Annotated in this window: 16 protein-coding genes and 2 pseudogenes; 5 read left to right on the forward strand and 13 right to left on the reverse strand. The window is 51.7% G+C overall.

Annotation, left to right across the window (positions count from 1 at the left end; all coding sequences use genetic code 11):
• Positions 1 to 20: 20 nt before the first annotated feature.
• Genes pyrI through pyrL form a run of 3 tightly spaced genes read right to left on the reverse strand, consistent with a single transcriptional unit; the run spans position 21 to position 1567 of the window.
• Positions 21 to 482 (reverse strand): aspartate carbamoyltransferase regulatory subunit, encoded by a 462-nt coding sequence (pyrI, locus tag AAYN39_RS19740; protein WP_000148566.1) that lies wholly within the window; start codon positions 480 to 482, stop codon positions 21 to 23.
• Positions 483 to 494: 12 nt separating this feature from the next.
• Positions 495 to 1430: an aspartate carbamoyltransferase gene (gene pyrB, locus AAYN39_RS19745; RefSeq protein ID WP_000013055.1), complete on the reverse strand. Its 936-nt coding sequence runs from the start codon at positions 1428 to 1430 to the stop codon at positions 495 to 497.
• Between the two features lie 35 nt (positions 1431 to 1465).
• A complete protein-coding gene (gene pyrL, locus AAYN39_RS19750) occupies positions 1466 to 1567 on the reverse strand; it encodes a pyr operon leader peptide (RefSeq protein WP_000249504.1) in 102 nt (33 codons plus the stop codon).
• Here pyrL and AAYN39_RS19755 point away from each other — a divergent pair.
• Positions 1547 to 1688: pseudogene (locus AAYN39_RS19755) on the forward strand (hypothetical protein). The gene pyrL and the pseudogene AAYN39_RS19755 sit on opposite strands and share 21 nt — an antisense overlap.
• On the opposite strand, the gene AAYN39_RS19760 reads toward AAYN39_RS19755, so the two are convergent.
• The 5 genes from AAYN39_RS19760 to arcA form a co-directional block, all read right to left on the reverse strand.
• On the reverse strand, positions 1658 to 2146 hold the full coding sequence (locus AAYN39_RS19760) for an arginine repressor (protein ID WP_000666047.1): 489 nt from the start codon (positions 2144 to 2146) through the stop codon (positions 1658 to 1660). The pseudogene AAYN39_RS19755 and the gene AAYN39_RS19760 overlap by 31 nt on opposite strands.
• A gap of 186 nt (positions 2147 to 2332) precedes the next feature.
• A complete protein-coding gene (locus AAYN39_RS19765; protein WP_000514432.1) occupies positions 2333 to 3736 on the reverse strand; it encodes a YfcC family protein in 1404 nt (467 codons plus the stop codon).
• 55 nt (positions 3737 to 3791) lie between these two features.
• On the reverse strand, positions 3792 to 4796 hold the full coding sequence (argF, locus tag AAYN39_RS19770; RefSeq protein ID WP_000237033.1) for an ornithine carbamoyltransferase: 1005 nt from the start codon (positions 4794 to 4796) through the stop codon (positions 3792 to 3794).
• A 111-nt stretch (positions 4797 to 4907) separates the two neighbouring features.
• Positions 4908 to 5840, reverse strand: coding sequence for a carbamate kinase (gene arcC / locus AAYN39_RS19775; protein ID WP_000428744.1), 933 nt, complete (start codon positions 5838 to 5840; stop codon positions 4908 to 4910).
• 10 nt (positions 5841 to 5850) lie between these two features.
• Positions 5851 to 7071 carry an arginine deiminase gene (gene arcA, locus AAYN39_RS19780; protein ID WP_000410841.1) on the reverse strand — a complete coding sequence of 407 codons (1221 nt, stop codon included), beginning with the start codon at positions 7069 to 7071 and terminating at the stop codon, positions 5851 to 5853.
• Between the two features lie 674 nt (positions 7072 to 7745).
• Between arcA and AAYN39_RS19785 the strand changes: the two genes are divergently transcribed.
• Positions 7746 to 8198: a YhcH/YjgK/YiaL family protein gene (locus tag AAYN39_RS19785; RefSeq protein WP_000635207.1), complete on the forward strand. Its 453-nt coding sequence runs from the start codon at positions 7746 to 7748 to the stop codon at positions 8196 to 8198.
• A gap of 73 nt (positions 8199 to 8271) precedes the next feature.
• Here the strand turns inward: AAYN39_RS19785 and argF (AAYN39_RS19790) are convergent, their stop codons facing one another.
• Positions 8272 to 9276, reverse strand: coding sequence for an ornithine carbamoyltransferase (argF, locus tag AAYN39_RS19790; RefSeq protein ID WP_000103040.1), 1005 nt, complete (start codon positions 9274 to 9276; stop codon positions 8272 to 8274).
• Positions 9277 to 9441: 165 nt separating this feature from the next.
• Between argF (AAYN39_RS19790) and rraB the strand changes: the two genes are divergently transcribed.
• Positions 9442 to 9858 (forward strand): ribonuclease E inhibitor RraB, encoded by a 417-nt coding sequence (gene rraB / locus AAYN39_RS19795; RefSeq protein WP_000002940.1) that lies wholly within the window; start codon positions 9442 to 9444, stop codon positions 9856 to 9858.
• Positions 9859 to 9869: 11 nt separating this feature from the next.
• A pseudogene (gene miaE / locus AAYN39_RS19800) lies at positions 9870 to 10681 on the forward strand (tRNA isopentenyl-2-thiomethyl-A-37 hydroxylase MiaE).
• A 244-nt stretch (positions 10682 to 10925) separates the two neighbouring features.
• Here the strand turns inward: miaE and AAYN39_RS19805 are convergent.
• Together AAYN39_RS19805 and AAYN39_RS19810 are read right to left on the reverse strand one after the other, a co-directional pair.
• Positions 10926 to 11414 carry a DUF3617 domain-containing protein gene (locus tag AAYN39_RS19805; protein ID WP_000826193.1) on the reverse strand — a complete coding sequence of 163 codons (489 nt, stop codon included), beginning with the start codon at positions 11412 to 11414 and terminating at the stop codon, positions 10926 to 10928.
• A gap of 106 nt (positions 11415 to 11520) precedes the next feature.
• Entirely contained in the window at positions 11521 to 12024 is a 504-nt protein-coding gene (locus AAYN39_RS19810; RefSeq protein WP_001681535.1) for a GNAT family N-acetyltransferase, read from the reverse strand.
• Positions 12025 to 12218: 194 nt separating this feature from the next.
• Here AAYN39_RS19810 and AAYN39_RS19815 point away from each other — a divergent pair, with 194 nt between their 5' ends.
• Positions 12219 to 13406, forward strand: a complete 1188-nt coding sequence (locus AAYN39_RS19815; protein ID WP_001066967.1) for a YjgN family protein — start codon at positions 12219 to 12221, stop codon at positions 13404 to 13406.
• Positions 13407 to 13547: 141 nt separating this feature from the next.
• Here the strand turns inward: AAYN39_RS19815 and AAYN39_RS19820 are convergent, their stop codons facing one another.
• Both AAYN39_RS19820 and holC read right to left on the reverse strand, forming a co-directional pair.
• Positions 13548 to 16403, reverse strand: a complete 2856-nt coding sequence (locus AAYN39_RS19820) for a valine--tRNA ligase (RefSeq protein ID WP_000416348.1) — start codon at positions 16401 to 16403, stop codon at positions 13548 to 13550.
• The gene (gene holC / locus AAYN39_RS19825) at positions 16403 to 16846 is read right to left on the reverse strand and encodes a DNA polymerase III subunit chi (protein ID WP_001523689.1); all 444 of its coding nucleotides are present in this window, start codon (positions 16844 to 16846) and stop codon (positions 16403 to 16405) included. The genes AAYN39_RS19820 and holC overlap by 1 nt, the downstream gene beginning before the upstream one ends.
• Positions 16847 to 16854: the final 8 nt, after the last annotated feature.

The following is a 16854-nucleotide window of genomic DNA, read 5'->3' on the forward strand; positions in this document are numbered from 1 at the left end:
GATCTCATAACCAACCCCCATTAGTTGGCCAGCACCACATTATGCGAAAACTCTTTTTCACAGTATTTGCATTTGAGGGCGATATCATTGGCGCGTTTTTTCACTGCAAAGCTGGAGGATACCGGTTCCGCGTGGCTGATGCAGTTGCTGTTCGGGCAAACCAGCACATTATTAATACGCTCTGGCAGGCTGGGGCGCGATTTCCCGACCACGTCGTAGTTGTCGATGCGGTTAACGGTGGCCTGCGGCGCGTACAGAGCAAGTTGGTTAACCTGCTCATCGGTGAGGAAGGTGTTTTCTATTTTGATTAAGTCTTTACGCCCCATCTCGCCAGACGGGAGATTCAGACCGATAGTGATTCGCTGATCGGTCTCGGTCAATTTAAACAGACTCAGCAGTTTAAAGCCTACCTGCGCAGGGATATGGTCAATCACGGTGCCGCATTTAATGGCTTCAACCTGCAGTTTGTTATCGTGTGTCATCGCTTTTCTCCCTTACAGACTCAGTTCGCTATTCAGTACCAACGCCAGTAACGCCTGGCGAGCGAAAATACCGTTGCCCGCCTGTTGGAAGTACCAGGCGTGTGGCGTTTTATCCACATCCGTGGTGATTTCATCAATCCTCGGCAGCGGGTGCAGCACTTTCATATTTTCACGCGCGCCGTTCAGGTCGCTGGCGCGCAGAACAAACTGCGCCTTCACATTGGCGTACTCCGACGGGTCGAGACGCTCTTTCTGTACGCGAGTCATATAGAGGATGTCGACGTCGGCCATGACCTCTTCAATAGAACCATGCAGGCTCCAGGCCATCCCTTTTTCATCCAGCATATCCAGAATGTACTGCGGCATCGCCAGCGCGTCCGGCGCGATAAAATAAAAACGGTTGCCGCTAAATTTCGCCAGCGCCTGGGTTAGCGAATGCACGGTGCGGCCATATTTCAGATCGCCGACCATCGCGATATGCAGGTTATCCAGACGGCCCTGCGTTTCCTGGATGGTGAACAGATCCAACAGAGTTTGCGTCGGATGCTGATTCGAACCGTCGCCCGCATTGAGCACCGGCACCTGACCGGAAAACTCCGTCGCCAGACGTGCCGCGCCTTCTTGCGGATGGCGCATCACAATCGCGTCCACGTAAGTGCTAATCACTGAGATCGTGTCGGCTAACGTTTCTCCTTTTTTCCCCAGCGACGTGTTGGCGCTGTCGGAGAAGCCCACTACGCTGGCGCCCAGGCGATGCATTGAGGTTTCAAACGACAGGCGGGTACGCGTGGAGGCTTCGAAAAAGCAGCTGGCGATCACTTTATGTTTCAAAAGCTCCGGCTGCGGGTTGGCTTTTAATTTCGCCGCCGTCGCCAGTACCAGATTAAGATCGTCGCGGCTGAGGTCGTTTATGGAAATGATATGTTTTTGATATAGCGGGTTAGCCATGTTTATCTCCTGACGCCTGGGCAAAAAAAAGCCCCTCAATTGAGGGGCTTGGTATTGGTTTTCAACGGAAAGAAAAACGGCAGGCCTGCGTCTTTTTTCAGACGCGGTAAGACAGAATGTCGTACACACTGAACCATGCTTCCTCCCGGCAAATTGTCCGCGATTATACTCAGCTCTGTTTTGGGATCAAGCGAATTAATGCATGATTTACTTGTCGCAAACGGTTCTTATGAATTTAAATTCATTTTAAGCAAATAATTAATTTGTTTGTGTACCAGCGCCGTGCGCTGAACGACCTGTGGTGCGACCCAGACAATACTGCTACCGGCAACGACGCCGAGAATTTCCGGCAATGCGTGGTAATCCAGAATTCTCGCGACGGCGCGACCATAACCTGCCGCCGTATGGATAAGGATAAATTCGCTATTATGTTCAACGCTGACGACCATTTCGGCTATTGAACGTCCGGCATCCGGCGAAGGACGCTGCTGGGGATTTACGGAATAAATCTTTTGTCCTTTCGCATTTCTGATTTTTATTGCGCCCAGCAGCTTGAGCAGGCGCGAAACCGTAGACTGACTGATACCTTCAAATCCCTCATTTTGTAAATCGCGGCGAATCTCCTCCTGGGACAGGTAACTTTTTTCACTAATCAGGCGCTGACAAACCGCCAGTTGCTGTTGTTCTTTGGCGGAGTAATCATCGTATTCCTTCATAAATGCACCTTATCTTTATTATTGATATCAACGGACTGGCGAAATTCATCACATTTGTCACATTGATTGCGGATCAATCGGGCGGTTTTGCAGGAAAATGAGAAGCTGATCAAAAAAGGTGACGGCGTGCCTGATGGCGCTGTGCTTATCAGTCCTGTCGGATAAGACGCGTCGCCATCTGGCTCGTTACATCATCGCTCCGATGCTCAGTACCGCCATATTCAGCAATGTCAGGATCAGCAACAGCGGCGCGACCCATTTCAGATAGCGAACATAGGGAACCCGCGCGATCGCCAGACCGCCCATGACCACGGCGGAGGTGGGCGTAACCAGGTTCACAATCCCGGAGGCCGACTGGTAGGCGGTTACGACCAAATCCCGCTGTACGTGGGCAAAATCCGCTAACGGCGCCATAATGGGCATCGTCAATACGGCAAGACCGGAAGAGGAGGGCACCAGGAAGGAGAGCAATACTTCCAGCCAGTAGGTTACGTTTATGAAAATGGTGGTAGAGAGGCCGGAAACCAGACTTTCCGCGCTGTGCAAAATGGTGTGGGTAATCATACCGTTATCCATGACCACCACAATGCCGCGCGCGATACCAATAATTAGCGCCACGCCGAGCAAATCCCGCGCGCCGTCGATAAAGGTACTGGTGAACGCTTCCTCGCCCATCCGCGTTATCACGCCAACGATAATCGCCGCCGCCAGAAAGACGCCGGAGATTTCCGCCATCCACCAGCCGAGAACCGCCACGCCGTAAATCATCACCGCGAAAGAGGCGGCGAAGATCAGCAGCACCCATTTCCGGGTAGCCGTAAACTCCAGCAGTGTATTGGCGCGATTGCCGAGGAAATGGGCGCGGTTTTCCGCCATTTTATCCGCCACGATAGAAAGCTCAGGATGGGCGCGGACTTTGCGCGCATAGCGCATTACCCAAAACACGCACAGTACGTAGCCGACAATTAACAGCAGTACACGCATCAGCATGCCCTGCGTAAAAGGGATGCCGGCGGCGTTGGCGGCAATGACCGTGGCGAAAGGATTAATGGTCGAACCGAGCGTGCCTATCCCCGCGCCGAGCAGTACGGTTGCCGTCGCCACTAACGGATCGAAGCGGGCCGCCATCATGACCGGCACCAGCAGCGTGTAGAAGGGCAACGACTCCTCCGCCATGCCATAGATAGTGCCGCCTGCGGCGAACAGCGCCATCAGAATGGGGATCATCCACTCATCTTTGCCGTTGAGTTTGATAGTTACCCGTTCAATACCGGCATCAATCGCCCCCGTTTTATTCACCACCCCCAGAAAGCCGCCGATAATCAAGACAAACAGCGCGACGTCAATGGCGCCGGCGGTGTAGGTTTCGTGGTTATAGAGGCCGTCAATCGGCGCCAGTAAAACAGCGGTAATCCCTTGCGGATGCGCGTCCACGGGGGCATACGTTCCCGCCACCGGCACCTCTTTTCCCAGCGTGGCGTTCATCGCCATTTGGTATTTTCCCGCCGGCACAATCCAGGTCATCACCGCGACCAGGGCAATAAGAATAAACAGGATGGTATAAGCGGTGGGAAATTTAAATTTACCCATGATGTTCTCTCCTGATATCACGGATATGCGCCGCGAGGGCGCATATCCTGTGGGATTAGTCGCCGAGCGTCGCCACCATGACCGCTTTGATGGTGTGCATCCGGTTTTCCGCTTCATCGAAGACCATCGAGCCTGCGGACTCGAACACCTCTTCCGTGACCTCCAGTCCTTTCAGGCCGTAAGCCATTTCGATTTCGCGTCCCACTTTGGTGTGCTCGTTATGGAAGGCGGGCAGGCAGTGCATAAACTTCACATCAGGATTACCGGTAGCGTTTACCACCTGCTGGTTGACCTGATATGGCGTCATCAGACTGACGCGCTCCGCCCAGGCTTCTTTGGGTTCTCCCATCGAGACCCAGACGTCGGTATAGAGGAAATCCACACCGTGAACGCCATCTTCAACGCTCTCCGTTAAGGTGATACGAGCGCCGGTAACGCTGGCGATTTCCCGGCACTGCGCGACCAGCGCGGCATCAGGCCAGAAGGACTTTGGCGCTATCAGACGGATATCCATGCCCATCTTCGCCGCGCCCACCATCAGCGAATTGCCCATGTTGTTGCGCGCGTCGCCCAGGTAGGCGAAGCTCAGTTCCGGCAGCGTTTTGCCCGGCGCATGTTCCAGCATGGTCATCAGATCGGCCAGGATCTGTGTGGGGTGAAATTCATCGGTCAGGCCGTTCCAGACGGGAACGCCCGCGTATTCCCCCAGCTCTTCCACAATGTGTTGACCAAATCCGCGATATTCGATGCCGTCATACATCCGCCCCAGGACGCGAGCAGTATCTTTCATGGACTCTTTATGGCCGATCTGCGAGCCGCTTGGGCCGAGATAAGTCACCTGCGCGCCCTGGTCGAACGCGGCGACTTCAAACGCGCATCGGGTGCGAGTAGAGGTTTTTTCAAAAATCAGCGCGATGTTTTTGCCGATCAGTGTTTGCTTTTCGCATCCGGCTTTTTTTGCGGCTTTCAGCTCAATAGCCAGATCGATGAGGTGTTGGATTTCCGCCGGGGTGTAGTCAAGCAGCTTCAAAAAGTTACGATTTTTCAGTGAAATAACCATTACAATATCCTTGTTAAAATGAATTGCCTGATGGCGCTGCGCTTATCCGGCCCACGGTTATGCGCGCTCTGTAGGCCGGATAAGGCGGAAGCCGCCATCCGGTAAAAAGCCTTATGCGTCAACGTCGGCGGTTTCACACCGAATCAAAGTACCTTTCTCGCCCGCGAGAATGGCTTGCCCATCCGCCAGCGAGCCGATTCCGGCAATGCCGCAGCAATGGCTGACAAACTCAGCGCAGGCGGTCACTTTCGGGCCCATCGAACCGGCGTCGAACTGCATTTCACGAAGCAGCTCCGGCGTAACCTGCGCCAGCGGGCGTTGGGTGGGTTTGCCCCAGTCGAGATACACCGCGTCGACATCGGTCAGAATGAGCAGCGCGTCGGCGTGAATTTGGCTGGCAAGCAGGGCGGCGGACAGATCTTTGTCGATCACCGCCTCGATACCGTGGTAGCCATCGGCTTTTTCCACGACCGGCACACCGCCGCCGCCGTTACAGATAACCAGGTGATCGCGGCTAATCAGCGCGCGGATGGCATCGTTTTCCACAATGCGTTTCGGCTGCGAGGAGGGCACAACGCGGCGGAAGGCGTTACCGTCGGCTTTGAATACCCAGCCCTTTTCTGCCTGTAACGCACGGGCCTGCGCTTCGTCGTAAATGGGGCCGATATATTTGGTTGGATTGAGGAATGCCGGGTCGTTGGCATCGACTTCGACCTGGGTGAGCAGGACGCTGATTTCACGCTCCGGCAGATGATTCTTCAGCGCCTGTTGCAGCATGTAGCCAATCATGCCCTGGCTTTCCGCACCGAGAATATCGAGCGGGTAGGGCGTAACGTTAGCGTAGGCGCTATTTTGTAGCGCCAGCAGCCCTATCTGTGGGCCGTTGCCATGCACTAACACTACGCGCCATTGCCGGGTAAGCTGGGCGATGGTTCTGGCCGCCAGTTCGATATTTTTACGCTGAATATCAGCCTCCAGCGGTTCGCCGCGTTTGAGCAGCGCATTGCCGCCCAGCGCGACGACCAGTGTGCGTTTGTTTTCCATAACGTCTCCTTTAAATACCATCGCGTTCCAGTGGACAGCTCATGCAGCGTGCGCCTCCGCGCCCGCGACCCAGTTCATCGCCGGGAATGGGAAGGACGGTAATGCCGGCTTTGTCGTATTTTTCGTTGGTCCAGATGTTGCGCTCATAGCCCACCACCACGCCGGGACGCAGGGTGAGCACGTTATTGGCGTCATTCCACTGTTCGCGCTCAGCTTCAAATGCGTCGCCGCCAGTGGTGATTAAGCGCACCTGATCGATGCCAAGCGCTGTTTCAAGAGCATGAACCAGCGTGCTCTCCTGGGTTCGTTTCAGACCGCCGCGTCCGTCTGGCGTCAGCGTCCAGCACTGAACGTCCGGGCGAACGACTTCCGGATAGACAGAGAAGGTGTCGATATCAATGTGGGTCATGACGGTGTCAAGGTGCATGCAGGAGCGATGTTTTGGCAGTTCAACGGCAATGACGCGTTCCGCCTGACGATGTTTAAACAATGCCTGCACCAGGAACTCGACACCCTGCGGCGTAGTACGTTCAGACATACCGATCAACACCGCGCCGCGGCCAATCACCAGCACATCGCCGCCCTCTAAAGTGGCGTGGTCGTAATTAATGTTCTCGTCGCCGAAATATTTAATGAAATCACCGTCTGCGAATTGTGGATGCCAGCGATAAATAGCACGTAAATTATTCGTTTCACGTTGGCGTGCAGGTTTCGCCATGGGGTTAATTGAGACGCCGTTATATATCCAGCAGGACGTGTCACGGGTAAATAGGTGATTCGGTAATGGCTTCATAATAAAGTCATTAATATCGTGAGTATCGACCACCATATTTTTTATGGAGGCGGGGATTTCGCCGTAAGTTAAACCGCCGCTTAAATGGCGAGCCAGTTCACGGTGCGGCATATCCGCCAGCCAGGCGCGAATATCTGCGGCAAAGGTGGGCCCAAGGCGATAATCGGAAATTTGCGTATCCAGTAGCCAGGCTTTAGCGTCAGCCACATCCAGTGTTTGGGTGAGCAGGTCGGTTAACAGCAACACTTCTATCCCTTGCTGGCGCAGCGTGTTGGCAAAAATGTCATGCTCTTCGCCAGCGCGCTCTACGGATAATACATCGTCAAAAAGTAATTCCTGACAATTTGAAGGGGTAAGTCTTTTTAGGCTGAGATTGGGACGATGCAACATTACGCTGCGTAATTGACCGATTTCAGAACCGACAAAATGCTTTTCCATCATTATACCTTTTACATAATTTCAAGAATAAAGAAGGAGTGGCTGCAAATATTTAGCGTGCTTGCAGTCGCGGCGTTTCAGTTAAATTCGGGAGCAATGATTGAATTTTATTTGGGTTGTTAATGTGATGAGATTCACATCAATTAAGGAGTGCTATTTTTCTTACTTAATATATGAGCCGGGTCAGAGAAATTCAAAAAACAATAAGGCATTAAATGAATTACTACGCAGCTATATGGTTTGTTATTTTTTATTGTTAATTATTTGTTTGTTGTATTGAATGATATTTAAATCTTAACCACTTGAAAATAAAGTGATTATTTTTAAGGGTTGCATAACTATGCGTGAGGGGGATTTTATTATCGGGGATATTTAAATAATTTAAAAATAACTATGGATATAGAAGTCATTTATGCAGGGAGAGCGAATTGTGATCGCTAAAACGTTTTTATGTTAACGCCTTTAATATCAAAGCGTTGTTAGTGATGGCAATTTGGCTCCGCTGAGGTTAATGCATAGGTACTGCATAAAGTTGGGCGAACTATTAACAATATATAAACACCGCTGGCGATAAACATGCGCTGGCGCAAAATCGATGAGAGTAAGGGTAGTATGGCAGCCATTTTTCTCGTATAAAGAGAAAAATAAAACGCTGTTTTAACTAAGGAGATGCGATGATTGTTGGCAATATTGAACATCTGGAGGCCTGGCTGCCGACGGCGTTACGGCAGGCGATTGAGCACGTCAACGCGCATGTCACGGCAACGACCGCGCCAGGTAAGTATGACATTGACGGCGACAGGCTGTTTTATATGATTTCTGAAAATATGACGGAGCCGGGCGAATCGCGCAGCGCAGAGTATCACGCCCGTTATCTTGATATTCAGATTGTGCTACAAGGTCAGGAAGGGATGGCATTCAGTACCCGGCCTGCGGGAACGCCGCACACGGACTGGTTGGCGGATAAAGACATTGCATTTTTACCGACGAGCGTCGACGAGAAAACCGTCGTCCTGAACGAAGGTGACTTTGTGGTGTTTTATCCCGGCGAAGTGCATAAGCCCCTGTGCGCGGTGGGAGAACCGGCGCGGGTACGTAAAGCGGTTGTGAAAATGCTGATGGCGTAATATTTTGTGCCGGATGGCGGCGCCTGCACGTTGCGATCTTGTAGGCCAACCGCCATCCGGCATCATAACGACATTATTTAGACAGCGTCGCTACCATTACCGCTTTGATGGTATGCATTCGGTTTTCCGCTTCATCAAAGGCAATGCTGGCCGCAGACTCAAAAACCTCGTCGGTCACTTCCATCCCGCCATGTAAACCGTACTCTTCGGCCATTTTTTTGCCGAGCGTGGTTTCGTCATCATGGAACGCAGGCAGACAATGCAGGAACTTAACCTGCGGATTGCCGGTTAACGCCATCATCTGGCTGTTGACCTGATAATCACGCAGCAGGGCAATACGCTCCGCCCATTTCTCTTTGGGTTCGCCCATAGAGACCCAAACATCGGTATAGATAAAATCCGCGCCTTTTACGCCCGAGGCAATATCTTCGGTCAGGGTGATGGCGCCGCCGTTCTTTTTCGCCATGGCGCTGCACTCCGCCACTAACGCGGCTTGCGGCCAGCAGGCTTTTGGCGCGACCAGACGGAGATCCAATCCTGTTAACGCGGCGGCTTCCAGCATGGAGTTACCCATGTTATTGCGTGCGTCTCCGGCATAGACCAACGTCATCTCGTTAAAGGCTTTACCCGGCAGATGTTCCTGCATGGTGAGCAGATCCGCCAGTAATTGCGTTGGGTGATACTCATCGGTTAAACCGTTCCATACCGGCACACCGGAATATTCAGCCAGCGTTTCGACGATCTCCTGGCCATATCCTCGATACTGAATACCGTCAAACATCCGGCCCAGGACGCGGGCAGTATCTTTGATGGACTCCTTATGACCGATCTGGCTCCCGCTGGAACCCAGGTACGTCACGCGCGCCCCCTGATCGTATGCGGCAACTTCGAAAGAGCATCGTGTCCGGGTCGAGTCTTTTTCGAAGATGAGCGCAATATTTTTACCCACCAGCTTTTGTTCTTCTTTACCGTTTTTCTTATCGGCTTTCAGTTTGGCAGCAAGCTGCAACAGAGCAGTGAGTTCACTGGCGGTGAAATCAAGTAACTTTAAAAAAGGTTTTTGGTAAAACGTAGACATACTTCCCTCACATGGCTTAGGCCTCTCATTGAATTAAAATTCACTTTATATGGATGATTATTCATTTGCAACCCTGTTTGATAAAACTTTTCTCGATAAGGTGGAGGCAACGTCGGCGGTATGTGACAATAAGAGTATCGGCAGGACATCTATGAGGAACGAGCTATGGCAAACCCGGAATTACTGGAAGAGCAGCGTGAAGAAACGCGGTTAATTATTGAAGAGTTACTTGAGGACGGCAGCGATCCGGATGCGCTGTACACTATCGAGCATCACCTTTCCGCTGACGATTTCGAAACGTTGGAAAAAGCCGCGGTAGAAGCCTTTAAACTCGGCTATGAAGTGACGGAGCCGGAAGAGCTGGAAGTGGAAGAGGGCGATACGGTTATTTGTTGCGACATCCTCAGCGAGTGCGCGTTGAACGCCGAACTCATCGACGCTCAGGTTGAGCAACTGATGAACCTGGCGGAAAAATATGATGTCGAATACGACGGCTGGGGAACCTATTTCGAAGACCCTAATGGCGAAGAGGGTGACGACGACGATTATGTCGATGAAGATGACGACGGCGTGCGTCACTAAAGCTGCATAGTATGACGGTACGGCAGCGTCTGCTGTCGTATTTTTTTACAGGTTACGTATGAATTACCCGCAAATACTCTCTCCGGTGCTTAATTTCCTGCATTGCCCGACGCCGCAGGCGTGGATTGTCCAGGCCCGCGATCCGCAAAATCTTCCTCTTCTGCTTACCGATCACTTGATCTGCGAACTGAAGGCTGCGCAAACCGCGTTGCTGTTGGTGCGTAAATATGTCGCCGATAAATCGGGCGCCGACGCGCTGCTCGCCTGGCTGCAACCTTACGAGGCGTTCGCGTTTCGTCAGGGGCCGGAGCCGGATTTTGTTGCCCTGCATAAACAGATTAGCAAAAGCGCCATGCCGCAAACTGATGACCCCTGGGGTCGTCAGCTTATCGACCGTATGGTGTTATTGATTAAAGAGGAGTTGCACCATTTTTGGCAGGTACGCGAGGTCATGCAGGCCAGAAACATTCCTTATGTGAAAATCACCGCCAGCCGCTACGCAAAAGGAATGTTGAAAGCGGTACGCACGCACGAACCGCTCACCTTAATTGATAAGCTGATTTGCGGGGCGTATATCGAAGCCCGCTCCTGCGAACGTTTTGCCGCTCTGGCCCCCTGGCTGGATGAGGATTTACAGACGTTTTATCTCTCGCTTCTGCGCTCCGAAGCGCGGCATTATCAGGATTACCTGGCGCTGGCGCAGCAGATTTCCGCCGAGGACATTTCTGCGCGCGTGCGCTATTTTGGCGACGTGGAAGCTGACCTTATCTTGTCGCCAGACCGCGAGTTTCGTTTTCATAGCGGCGTGCCAGCCGCCGGATAAAGCGTAAAATTAAAGATTAGCGTTTTTATCTTTTACGCTGTCGCCGTCTGCAAAATTTGTGGTGGTCATCCGCCCGGCATCAAGCTGCTGGCGAGCAGGAAAAGTCATTTTCATGATATTCTGTCCTGAGTAAAGCCTGCCCTGCGGCAGGCAAAAAGAACTCACTCAGTGTTATATTCCCGAAAGGTGACCGTGAACAATGCCATTATTGCATCAATCACTACGGGTTTTTGTGTTGAAATAGTTACTGTTTCACGCCTTTTGACGCTTCAGAGCAGGTCTTGCCAACAAAGGTTTGTTTAATTTTGTTGATGGAGGTTGTTTTATTACCTCCTGCATCGACATCCGATTTCATGGTCATCGCAAATTCTGTATCGCTTATTTTCGTCGTTTCTACAATAGAGTGCGATTTGACATCAGGATTATTACACACAGTCTCATTGATCAGTTTGGTATCCGTACTTTCTACAAATGTTGTCGTGCAACCGCCTGCACTGGTAGAAAAACCCTTCACCATTTTTTTAGAATCTTCAGACATTTTAGGGGTATAACACATAAGCGTCGCTATGCCCGAATTTTTTTCATCCATTAATACTTCTTTTGTATCTGGATTGATGGTGCGCATTTCTATATTTTCCATTTTCCATTCGCCGGGCTGTATATCTAATGCATATACATTAGAGATACTAATAAACATAGCGGGGAAAACAATTGCTGATAATAGGCGTTTCATTTATAACTTCCTTGAATAATAAGTGATTCCCGGATAACAGGATGTTTCCGGGATTACTTATATCAGCAAAAATAATACCTGGCGAGGATAAATAAACGCCTGGTTTTCAGAGATCCTTTAACATCCTCACTTCGCAATCGACATGTCCGGTGCAGCCGAGCGGTTCGCTAATATGTTCAAATCCTAAACGTTCGTATAGCGCAATCGCCTCGCGTAAAAAAGCCGTTGTTTCCAGATAGCAGCGTTTAAAACCCTGTTCACGGGCATGATCCAGCGCCATCAGCGCCAGCTTTTTCGCCAGCCCCTGACCACGAATTACCGGTAAAAAATACATTTTTTGCAGTTCACAAATGTCTGGTTCGCTACAGGATAACGGCGCCACGCCGCCGCCGCCCACCACACAACCGTTTTGCTCTACCACCCAGTAGGCCGCGCCCGGTTGGCTATAAACCTGATACAGTTCATCCAGATTGGGGTCGGCAACGGTATAACCTTTATCGGCGGTAAGTCCGTATTCCGCTGAAACCTGACGGATGACACGGGCAATAGCGGCATTGTCGGCGGTAGTGATTCGGTGCACCGTGAGCGTTGGCGAGGCGACATTATTCATAATATGGCTCAATTTTTAAAATTTATTTATAGATTACTTTAATACCACCGTCTTGAGTTACGCGCAAGGAGATCCTGAATCAGACAAAATAAAAGGCGGAAAAATTAAACAAAAATAGTATCGTAGTCAAATCAGTAACAATTTACTGGTTTTTATTATTAATTCTAATAGATTGTAATTCAGGGATATGATTCATGAATAACGTTATCAGTAGTAAAGATAACCATAATCACACGTTGGTGTTTACAGGCAAGGGCGGAAAGTATTTTGTTATTTGCCTTGTGAATTTCTTGTTGACGTGTATCACGTTTGGAATCTATGCGCCGTGGGCGATGGTGAAATGTCGACGTTATATTTATACTAATATGACGCTAAACAATCAGCCTTTTGCTTACAAAGCCACGGGCGGCGCATTATTTATTAGTGTGTTGTTAGTTTTTATTATTTATATTGTTAGCCTCTCTTTTATTGAACACGGTCATCCCGGTCTCGGTTTTACGCTATTCGGCTTATTAATTGCGATTATTCCTTTTATGGCGGTGAAAGGATTACAGTATCAGGCGATGATGACTTCGCTTAATGGCGTACATTTTGGATTCCAGTGTTCCATGCGGCGCGCCTGGTGGTACATGTTCGCTCTTCCGGTACTCCTGATGGTGGCGCTTTATATTGTTCTTTATATTATCTCACTGGTAACCATCGCCGTCGGCGGTTTAGTGTTCAATATCGTTTTTCTCGGTTTGCTGGCTATTATTGGGATAGGGGTCATTAACGGTATTACCTACAGCAAATGGATGACCTTGTTTGGCAATGGCGCAAACTTTGGCATTCATCGTTTCTCGATTCAGGTTAATGTTAAAACGTGCATCAGAGGGTGCGTGTTGGCAATGTTGACCCTTTTTCCTTTTGCTGTCGTGATTGGTTATCTAATCGCGCCGGTGTTCACCGACATGATTCTTTTGAGTATGATGGGGAATGCGCAGGCAGGAGGGGCGCTTATTCTGCAATATTATGGCCAGATAATGGCATGTTATTTCCTCTATTTTCTCGCGATTATTGTGGTAACCAGTTACTTATATGTGGCGTTACGCAACCTGTTTTTAAACAATTTGTCACTGGCGAACGATTCGATTCGTTTTCATTCCTCTGTCACTGCACACGGTATGCTGTGGCGGTTACTGGTGGTGTTTGTGATTTCCGGCGTGACCTTAGGGCTGGCTTATCCGTGGTTGAAAATTTGGCTGGTGAGCTGGCTGGCGCAGAATACACAGGTCCAGGGCGATCTGGATTCGCTTGAGTTAACCAATGATGAGAAGCCGCTGGAAAACAGCCCGCTAATGTGGATTTCTCGTGGCATCATGCCTTACTTCCCGTTTATCTGATGTAAAAAGGCCGACGTTTACGTCGGCCCATAATTCATGTTGTCGGATGGTGGCGTGAATGCCTTATCCGGCCTACCGATCGCGCCATGTCAATAAGCGAACGTGTAGGCCTGGTAAGCGAAGCGCCATCAGGCTTTCAGATTACAGCGCGCTAATAACCGCCTGCTGCTCAATCAGCTTCGCTTTGGCTTCTGCATAACCGTCCAGCTTCTCACGCTCTTTGGCGATCACCGCTTCCGGCGCGCGGGCAACGAAACCTTCGTTGGACAGTTTGCCTTCGATACGGGCAATCTCGCCTTCGATTTTCGCCACTTCTTTCGCCAGACGCGCCAGCTCATCTTCTTTGTTGATGAGGCCCGCCATCGGGATTAGCAGTTCGGCACCGTCGATGATTTTGGTCATGGAAACCGGACCTTTGTCATCGGCTGGCAGCACGGTGATGCTTTCCAGACGCGCCAGGTTCAGCAGGAAGCTACGGTTGTCGTTAACACGACGAACGGCTTCTTCACTACAGCCGCGCAGCAGCAGTTCCAGCGGTTTGCCCGGGGCGATGTTCATTTCCGCACGAATGTTACGTACGGCAACGATCGCCTGCTTCAGCCACTCGGTATCGGCCAACGCGGCTTCATCCACCTGCGCGGCGTTATATTCCGGGAACGGCTGCAGCATAATGGTATCGGCGGTAATGCCACAGATAACCTTCACGCGCTGCCAGATGGTTTCGGTGATGAACGGAATGATCGGGTGCGCCAGACGCAGCAAACCTTCCAGCACGGTGACCAGCGTATGGCGGGTGCCACGCAGTTCAGACTCGGAACCCCCGGTCATTACCGGTTTGGTCAGCTCCAGATACCAGTCGCAGAACTGGTTCCAGGTGAACTCGTACAGGATGCCTGCGGCGATATCGAAGCGGAAGTTATCCAGTGCTTCGCGGTAGGCTTTAACGGTCTGGTTGAATTCCGCCAGGATCCAGCGGTCCGCCAGCGACAGGGTCATTTCGCCGCCGTTGAAGCCGCAATCCTGCTCTTCAGTGTTCATCAGCACAAAGCGGCTGGCGTTCCACAGCTTGTTACAGAAGTTACGGTAGCCTTCCAGACGCTTCATATCCCAGTTGATGTCGCGGCCGGTCGAGGCTAGCGCCGCCAGGGTAAAGCGCAGGGCGTCGGTGCCGTGCGGCTCGATGCCGTTCGGGAACTGCTTCTCGGTACGCTTGCGGATTTTCTCCGCCATCTGCGGCTGCATCATGTTGCCGGTGCGTTTCTCCAGCAGTTCCGGCAGGGAGATGCCGTCCACCATATCCAGCGGGTCGATAACGTTACCCTTGGATTTGGACATCTTCTGGCCTTCGTCGTCGCGAATCAGACCGGTCATGTAGACAGTATGGAACGGCACCTGCGGCTTGCCGTTTTCATCTTTGATGAAGTGCATGGTCATCATGATCATGCGGGCAATCCAGAAGAAGATGATATCGAAGCCGGACACCATCACGCTGGTGGGATGGAACTGACGCAGGGCGTCGGTGTTTTCTGGCCAGCCGAGGGTGGAGAAGGTCCACAGCGCGGAGGAGAACCAGGTATCAAGAACGTCTTCGTCCTGACGAAGCTGAACGTCGGCACCGAGGTTATTTTCCTGACGCACTTCGTCTTCGGTACGGCCAACGTAGACGTTGCCGTCGTTGTCATACCATGCCGGGATACGGTGACCCCACCACAGCTGACGAGAGATACACCAGTCCTGAATATCGCGCATCCAGGAGAAGTACATGTTTTCGTACTGCTTCGGCACGAACTGAATGTCGCCGTTTTCAACCGCTTCCACCGCCGGTTTCGCCAGCACGTCTGCACGGACGTACCACTGGTCGGTCAGCATCGGTTCGATAACTACGCCGCCACGGTCGCCGTAAGGGACGGTCAGATCGTGCGGTTTAATTTCTTCCAGCAGGCCCAGCGCGTCAACGGCAGCAACGATGGCCTTACGGGCAGCAAAGCGTTCCAGCTTCTGGAACTCAGCCGGAATCTCGCTGGAATAAACGTTAGACTCTTCACCTTTGGTATCGAACACTTCCGCGCTTTCGCGAATGTCGCCATCAAAGGTCAGGATGTTGATCATCGGCAGGGCGTGACGTTTCCCGACTTCATAGTCGTTAAAGTCGTGCGCCGGGGTGATCTTCACGCAGCCGGTACCTTTTTCCATATCGGCGTGTTCGTCGCCCACAATCGGAATGCGGCGGTTAACCAGCGGCAGAATAACGAATTTGCCAATAAGATCCTTATAACGCGGATCTTCCGGGTTCACGGCCACGCCGGTATCGCCCAGTACGGTTTCCGGACGGGTGGTGGCGACGACCAGGTAATCTTTACCGTCTGCGGTTTTCGCGCCGTCGGCCAGCGGATAGCGGATGTGCCACATCGAGCCTTTGGACTCGCGGTTTTCCACTTCCAGGTCAGAGATGGCGGTGCGCAGCTTCGGATCCCAGTTCACCAGGCGTTTGCCACGGTAAATCAGGTCTTCTTTGTACAGGCGGACAAAGACTTCTTTCACGGCATTGGAAAGGCCTTCGTCCATGGTGAAGCGCTCGCGCTCCCAGTCAACGGAGTTGCCGAGACGGCGCATCTGACGGGTAATGGTGCCGCCGGATTCCGCTTTCCACTGCCAGATTTTGTCGATAAACGCATCGCGGCCGTAGTCGTGACGGGTTTTACCTTCTTCAGCGGCAATCTTGCGCTCAACCACCATCTGGGTTGCGATCCCGGCGTGGTCGGTGCCGACCTGCCACAGGGTGTTTTTACCCTGCATACGCTGGTAACGGATCATGGTATCCATGATGGTTTGCTGGAAAGCATGTCCCATATGCAAACTGCCGGTGACGTTCGGCGGCGGGATCATGATGCAGAAGGACTCTTTGCTTTCGTCGCCGTTAGGCTTGAAATAGCCCTGCTTTTCCCAGTGCTCGTAAAGCGGCTGTTCGATATCTTGGGGGTTATATGTCTTTTCCATTATTTCCAGGTTGCCGTATTCAGGTTAAAACCAGCCACGCGGTAGGCTTTGTAGCGTTCGCGCGCCAGTTGTTTCAAAGTTTCTTCGTAAGGGACGAAGTCTACCACTTCTGTGAAAGCGGTGGCAAAATCTGCAAAGCTTGTACGCAGGCTGATTAAAATATCGCGCGGGCTGCTGTTGCGTTTTTGCGGCCAGGCGATTTCAACCGGCGCGCCGCCGCGTGGGCCTTCGCCTGCCAGATTGTGCGGGACAAAACTTTCCGCCGGTCTTGCCCACAGCGCTTCATCCAGCCGAATGGCCTGCTTCTCATCTTCGCAGGCGATCAGCACGCGCTTGCCAGCGCGCCAACGTTCTGCGGCAATTTCACACACCAGTTGTTCAACGGCGCTTAAACCGTTGACGGTGGTGTCATTGTCCAGAAGATAGAACGTCGCATTCTTCATATATGAGG

It is taken from the genome of Salmonella sp. K21076, assembly GCF_039650795.1.
GTDB classification, from domain to species: Bacteria; Pseudomonadota; Gammaproteobacteria; order Enterobacterales; family Enterobacteriaceae; genus Salmonella; species Salmonella enterica.